2 protein-coding genes are annotated in these 2,634 nt (G+C 74.9%); both read right to left on the bottom strand.

The window, feature by feature from the left end; translation table 11 throughout:
• Positions 1-2,260 (bottom strand): thiol reductant ABC exporter subunit CydD (gene cydD, locus AN218_RS30215; RefSeq protein ID WP_070020226.1); only part of this gene is annotated, 2,260 nt, incomplete at its 3' end.
• 34 nt (positions 2,261-2,294) lie between these two features.
• Positions 2,295-2,634 (bottom strand): cytochrome d ubiquinol oxidase subunit II (locus AN218_RS30210; RefSeq protein ID WP_171908856.1); only part of this gene is annotated, 340 nt, incomplete at its 5' end.

The following is a 2,634-nucleotide window of genomic DNA, read 5'->3' as shown; positions in this document are numbered from 1 at the left end:
CCAGCGCCGGGACGGCGAGACCGGCCACGAGCAGCCCGGCGGCCAGCGCCGCACCCGCGCCGGGCAGCAGCGCACCGGTGAAGGCGACGGCGGCCAGTCCCGTGACGACCGCGACGACGGCGGGCAGCAGCCAGCGCAGGAAGCGGTCCTGGAGGGCGTCGACGTCGGCGACGAGCCGGGTGAGCAGATCGCCGCTGTGGGTACGGCTGAGGCCGGCGGGCGCGAGCCGCTCCAGCCTGCGGTAGACGCGGACGCGGACGTCGGCGAGCAGCCGCAGCACCGCGTCGTGCGAGACGAGCCGCTCGGCGTAGCGGAAGACGGCGCGTCCGATGCCGAAGGTACGGGTCGCGGTGACGGCGACCATCAGATACAGCACGGGCGGATGCTGCGACGCGCGTGAGATCAGCCAGCCGGAGGTGGCCATGAGGCCGACCGCGGAGAGGAGCGCGAGGGAGCCGAGCGCGGCGGACGCGGCCAACCGCGGGCGCCCACGCGGAGGTTGAGCACCGGAACCGGAGCCGGAAACGGGATCGGAACCGGAACCGGCGCTGTGCTCGGGCGCGGGCTCTGGTTCGTCGGGCGGCCCGTACGCGGGTACGGACACCGGCCCGTCCGCCGTCCCCGGCTCGTCCGCCGCCACGGGCCCCGCCAGGGCGACCACGCGGTCCGCGGCCGAGAGCAGCGCCGGACGGTGGGTGACGACGACGACCGTGCGCCCCTCGGCGTACCGGCGCAGCGCCTCGACGACTCCGGCCTCGGTCTCCCCGTCGAGCGCCGCCGTCGGCTCGTCCAGCAGCACCAGCGGACGCCCGGCGAGGAACGCCCGTGCCAGCGCGACGCGTTGGCGCTGTCCCGCGGAGAGACCGGTGCCCGACTCCCCGAGGACGGCGCCCGGGTCCAGGTCCGCCGCTCCCGCCGCGGCCAGCGCCTCGGCGACGTCCTCGTCCGTCGCGTCCGCCCGTACGAGCCGGACGTTGTCCGCGACCGTGCCCGCGAAGAGCTGCGGATGCTGCGGCACCCAGGCGATCTGCGCGTGCCAGGTCGCCGGGTCGAGGTCGCTCAGGTCCCTGTCCCCGATCCGTACGCCTCCGGTCTGCGGCCGTACGAGCCCGAGCAGCACCCGCAGCAGCGTGGACTTGCCCGCCCCGGACGGCCCGGTCACCGCGACCGTCTCGCCGGGGCGCAGCGTCAGATCCGTCGGCGGCAGCGCGTCGTACGTACGGCCCTCGTGCCGTACGCGGACCCCGTCGAGGACGACGGTCGCGTGCCGGACATCGGGGGCCGGGGTGTGCGCGGCGGGCCGCAGCGGCTCGTCGAGGACGGCGAAGACCTCGTCCGCGGCGGAGAGTCCCTCGGCCGCGGCGTGGTAGTGGGTGCCGACCTGGCGCAGCGGCAGATACGCCTCGGGCGCGAGGACGAGCACCAACAGGCCCGTGTACAGGTCGAGTTCGCCGTGCACCAGCCGCATGCCGATGGCGACCGCGACCAGCGCGACGGAGATGGTGGCGAGCAGTTCCAGTACGAGGGAGGAGAGGAAGGCGATGCGGAGGGTGCGCAGGGTGGCGCGCCGGTAGTCGTCGGTGATGGCGCGGATGCTGTGCGCCTGCGCCTTGGCCCGTCCGAAGACCTTCAGCGTGGGCAGCCCCGCGACCACGTCCAGGAAGTGGCCGGAGAGCCGGGAGAGCAGCCGCCACCGCCGGTCCGTGTGGGCCTGGGTGGCCCAGCCGACGAGGGCCATGAAGAGCGGGATGAGCGGCAGCGTCCCGGCGACGACGGCCGCCGAGATCCAGTCGGCGGTGACGATACGGGCCAGCACGGCGACGGGTACGACGACGGCCAGGGCGAGTTGGGGAAGGTAGCGGGAGAAGTAGCCGTCGAGCGCGTCGATTCCGCGTCCGGCGAGCGTCGCCAGCTCACCGGTGCGCCGCGCGCGCCCGTACACACCGGGGGCCACGGCGTGTTCCAGCAGCCGCATGCGCAGCTCGGACTTGACCGCCGCGCTGGAGCGGTGCGCGGCCAGTTCGGTCAGCCAGGAGACCAGCGCGCGCCCGAGGGTGACGGCGACGAGCAGCAGAAGCTGCCGCTGTACGCCGTCCCCGGCCCCTTCGCCGTCCTGGAAGGCGCGCACGACGAGGTCCGCGATGAGCGTGGCCTGCCCGATGACGAGCAGCGCCGAGACCAGGCCGAGCACGACGGACGCGGCGAGGAAGACGCGCGTGGCCCGTGCGCAGGCCACCAGACGCGGGTCGACGGGCTTCATCGCGGCCTCCTCCCGGACGCGGACTCGGGCCGTGTCACTGGTTCTCCGCGATGTGCTGCGTACCGATGCGCTTGCGGAAGACCCAGTACGTCCAGCCCTGGTAGAGCAGCACGAGGGGCGTGGCGAGCGCCGCGCACCACGTCATGATCCGCAGCGTGTACGGGCCCGACGCGGCGTTCTCGGCCGTCAGGCTCCAGCGCGGGTCGAGCGAGGAGGGCATGACGTCCGGGAAGAGCGCGAGGAAGAGCGCCGCCACCGTCGCCGCGATGGTCACCCCGGACAGTGCGAAGGCCCAGCCCTCGCGGCCCGCGACGTTGAGGGCGACGGCGGCCGGCAGCGCGAGCGCGGCGGCGCCCGCGGCGCCGGCGCTCCAG

Origin of the sequence: Streptomyces nanshensis, assembly GCF_001751255.1 — a bacterium.
Classification (GTDB): domain Bacteria; phylum Actinomycetota; class Actinomycetes; order Streptomycetales; family Streptomycetaceae; genus Streptomyces; species Streptomyces nanshensis_A.
This window is presented reverse-complemented; position numbering and strand designations above follow the sequence as displayed.